At 32.6% G+C, this 4091-nt stretch carries 4 protein-coding genes; 2 read left to right on the forward strand and 2 right to left on the reverse strand.

Annotation, left to right across the window (positions count from 1 at the left end):
* Positions 1-172: 172 nt before the first annotated feature.
* Both CN514_RS21700 and CN514_RS21705 read left to right on the forward strand, forming a co-directional pair.
* Positions 173-1594 carry a sigma-54 interaction domain-containing protein gene (locus CN514_RS21700; RefSeq protein ID WP_098234359.1) on the forward strand — a complete coding sequence of 474 codons (1422 nt, stop codon included), beginning with the start codon at positions 173-175 and terminating at the stop codon, positions 1592-1594.
* A gap of 135 nt (positions 1595-1729) precedes the next feature.
* Entirely contained in the window at positions 1730-2005 is a 276-nt protein-coding gene (locus tag CN514_RS21705; protein WP_098234360.1) for a hypothetical protein, read from the forward strand.
* A gap of 49 nt (positions 2006-2054) precedes the next feature.
* Here CN514_RS21705 and pheA read toward each other — a convergent pair whose 3' ends face one another.
* Both pheA and CN514_RS21715 read right to left on the reverse strand, forming a co-directional pair.
* The gene (gene pheA / locus CN514_RS21710) at positions 2055-2903 is read right to left on the reverse strand and encodes a prephenate dehydratase (protein WP_098234361.1); all 849 of its coding nucleotides are present in this window, start codon (positions 2901-2903) and stop codon (positions 2055-2057) included.
* A 103-nt stretch (positions 2904-3006) separates the two neighbouring features.
* Positions 3007-3993, reverse strand: coding sequence for a LacI family DNA-binding transcriptional regulator (locus tag CN514_RS21715; protein WP_098234362.1), 987 nt, complete (start codon positions 3991-3993; stop codon positions 3007-3009).
* Positions 3994-4091: the final 98 nt, after the last annotated feature.

Raw genomic sequence — 4091 nt, forward strand, 5'->3', positions numbered from 1 at the left:
ACATTTTTGCATTCAGGCGCAAAATTAATTAAAATATGCATAGAATATTTGCAGCAAAAAAACGATTAACAAAGAAAATTAGCACATTCGGAAAAAAACTGCCTTTTTATCTTACCAAAAATTGTTAGAAGTGCAAATTTTTTCTATTGTTATTATGAAAAGAGAGAATTATATGAAAAATGATAAGCAAAACTTTTTAGCTGTTGATGAACTATTACAATTAATATTAGAAGAAATAGATATCGGTATACATGTAGTTGATCAAGATGCAAATACAATGGTGTATAACCGCAAAATGATGGAAATCGAAATGATGAATGAAGAGGATGTCTTACATAAAAACCTTTTAGATGTCTTCACGTTTCAAAAAAACCAATCGAGCACCTTACTTGATGCACTCCAAAAAGGTAAAGTACGAAAAAATATTAAACAATCTTATTTTAATAATAAAGGAAAAGAAGTTACGACAATCAATGATACTTACCCAATAATGAAAGAAAATAAAATTATTGGTGCGATTGAAATGGTTCGCGACGTGACAGAATTAAAGCAATCTGTACAGGAAGGTATTCTTCAAAATCGAAATACACGTTATACATTTGAACAACTAATCGGAACATCCGAGTCATTTAAAAGCATAATTGAAGATGCAAAAAGATCTGCCAAAACTTCTTCATCAGTATTAATTGTAGGAGAAACTGGAACAGGTAAAGAACTATTCGCTCAAAGTATTCATAATGCTAGCAAAAGAGCAACAAAGCCATTCATTTCTCAAAATTGCGCCGCTCTTCCAGAATCCTTAATTGAAAGTATTCTTTTTGGGACAAAAAAAGGAGCATTTACTGGGGCAATTGATAAGCCTGGATTATTTGAAGAGGCAAATGGTGGAACATTATTATTAGATGAAATTAATTCACTTAGCCCTAACTTACAGGCTAAACTTTTAAGGGTTATTCAAGAACGTAAAGTTAGAAGAATAGGTGAAATTAACGAAAAAGAATTAGATGTTCGAATTATCGCTACGATAAACGAAGACCCTATTGAAGCAATCGCAAATAATCATTTACGTAAAGACTTATATTACCGTCTAAGTGTCGTTTCATTATTTCTACCGCCACTACGTGAACGCTTCGAAGATATATTGTTGTTAGCAAACTTCTTTATTCAAAAATATAATCGTCTTTTCGGCCATCGGGTAACTAATTTAGATGAAATTGTAACAAGCTTCTTCCTGAATCATAACTGGCCAGGTAATATACGCGAACTTGAACATATGATCGAAGGTGCAATGAACTTAGTAGAAAATGAAACAACTATATCTACAACTCAATTACCATCTAGGTTTTTTAATGAAAAAAGAAATACAAGTACTTCTCCGATCATTCAACGACAAAGAGAAGTTACATTATCTCAGCCAGAATCAATAGATGATAAATCAAATTTAAAAAATACTTTATTGAACAAAGAAAAACAGCATATTATAAATGTTCTAAATGATCATAACGGCAATATTACAAAGGCTGCAAAACAATTAGGCATCAGTAGACAAAACTTACAATATCGTATTCGTAAGTTTAATTTATTGAATGATTAAGTTTTAAAATAGAAAGTTTATTATTAAATAATTCTAATTTTCTAATTCATTATAATATATAATTTGCCCAAACCTTCCACTTTTGTCCTGCATATTTTGATTATGTAAAACTCATAAGTAAAGGAGGTTTTTTATATGTCGAATGAACATGAGTATCGTCCACATGGATTTGGTGGTGGCGGCTTTGGCCACGGTGGATTCGGAGGGTTTCATGGTGGATTTGGAAGACCTGGATTTGGATTTGGTAGACCTGGGTTTGGATTTGGATTTGGACGTCCATTTTTCCGTCCGTTCTTCCGTCCATTTTTTCCATTTTTTCCATTTTTCCCATTTTGGGGTTATGGTTATGGCTATCCTTACTCCTATTGCCCACCAGGTTACTATTGTCCTCCCCCTTATTACTACTATTAATGTGAAAATAAAAAATATAAAAGAGAAGGTTCTTATACCTTCTCTTTTCTTATAATGAGATTGTTGAGTAACTTCCTACAACATCAACTGAAAAACCTAAAGCTTCCAATTCTTGCTTTACTCCAGGCAATAATACTTCATCATAGCCCATCTCAACATCAATAATGAAAAAGTAATTTCCTAATCCAGTTTTAGTCGGACGTGACTCGATTTTTGAAAGGTCAATTTTTCTCCATGCAAATGCAGAAAGTACTTGGTGAAGCGCACCAGCATGATTCTCCGGCATGTTAATAACTAGAGTTGCCTTAGTATGTTTAGGTTGAAAATAACTTGTTTCTAATTTAGCATCTTGTCTTTGCAAAACAACAAATCTCGTGTGGTTATATGAGTTAGAGTGAATATCTGAAGCAACAATTTCTAATCCATATTTCTTTGCAGCAAATTCGTTAGCGATTGCAGCTATACACTCATTAGATTGCTCACTAACCATTTTAGCTGCAGCACTTGTAGAAGTAACTGGTTCTAACTTTGTATATTTATATTGATTATGCAAAAATGTGTGACACTGAGCTAACGCATGAGAATGAGAATAAATCACCTCAATATCTTTTACTCGATGTGCTTGTCCTTTTGCCATCAATAAATGCTGTCTTATCGGTATAATAATTTCACCAACCATTTTTAATGGCTGTTCATGTACAAGATAGTCAATTGTTGTAGTCACAGATCCTTCAACCGAATTCTCTATTGGAACGACAACTAAATCAACTTCCCCTTCAGCTACATTATCCATACAAACTGGAATACTAGAATAAGCAATATGTTCATCATTCTTAAAAACAGACCGAACAGCAACATGTGTAAAAGTCGCCTCAGGACCTAAATACCCAACCTTCACGTTCCCACTCCTTTTAATTTTTAATTATACTAAAAAGAGTTAAGATTAAAAGTAAAATGTTTAATTTTTAGCAATTATCTTACAAATTTCGCAAATAGTTGCTTTAAAGGCTACTTTGACGAATCTTTAACGTCGTAGGAACAATCACTTTTTTGGCTACTTTCCTACCTAAAAGTCTTTCCATTAATAAATCCACAGCAGATTCACCCATTAATTCAGTGTAAACCTTCAAAGTACTTAAACTAGGAAAAAGATATTTTGAAAACACAAAATCATTCATTCCGATTAAATTTACACGTTCTGGTACTGATATTTTTGCTTCATGAAGTGCTCTTAGACATCCGACAGCCATCGTATCACAACCAATTATAAATGCTGTTGGCAAATCTCCACCTTGTTCTCGAATTGCTTTGTTCATCAAATTAAACCCTGCTTCAGCTGTAAAGTCACTTAAGTAAAGATTCTCTTTTCGAAAGAGTCCCTTTTCTTCCAAATAATTTTTAAAGGTTTTCACTCGGGAATTAATTTTTTGACCTTGCTTCTTGTCATACTCGCGTCCACCAACATATCCGATTTTTTGATGTCCATGCGATATAAAATGATCTAAAACTTTTATAATAGCATTCTCATAATCTGTAACAACAGAATCATATTTCTCTTCATCTGGTGAAAAATCAACAAAAACGATATTTTTGGATACTTTTTTCAATGAGCTAATCTGCTGATCATCAAACTTACCTAATGCAATCACACCAAGTATTTGTTCATCTAACATCCCCTTTTCATTTCCACGAAAAAAAGTAGAAATGTGCAGGGAATGTTGTTCACACTTATTTTCAATCCCAAAATGAATTAGCATATAAAAGAGATCATTTAATTCTTCATTTCCATTATCACCTTTAACAAGTGCGATTTTAGCAATATTCTTTTTTACTTTCGATTTTTTCTTATATGAAAGCTTTTCTGCTGTTTCAAAAATTCTTTGTTTTGTATCGTCACTCACTGATAGTGCAGGGTCATAATTAAGCACTCTTGAAACAGTAGCAATCGATACCCCTGCTTTTTCGGCAATTTCTTTAATTGTAGTCATTACAACTCTCCTCGTAACCTTCCAATCTGAATTGTTTTCGAAACTATTACTTTAATTTTAACAGTTGAAGGTTGTTCGATTATTCATTAAATATGGAG

The organism is Bacillus sp. AFS001701 (assembly GCF_002559405.1).
Taxonomy (GTDB): Bacteria; Bacillota; Bacilli; order Bacillales; family Bacillaceae_G; genus Gottfriedia.

Excerpts from the sequence above, each read along its gene's own strand:
- CN514_RS21700 (WP_098234359.1), top strand. The coding sequence starts at position 173 with ATGAAAAATGATAAGCAAAACTTTTTAGCTGTTGATGAACTATTACAA.
- CN514_RS21705 (WP_098234360.1), top strand. The coding sequence starts at position 1,730 with ATGTCGAATGAACATGAGTATCGTCCACATGGATTTGGTGGTGGCGGC.
- CN514_RS21715 (WP_098234362.1), bottom strand. The coding sequence starts at position 3,993 with ATGACTACAATTAAAGAAATTGCCGAAAAAGCAGGGGTATCGATTGCT.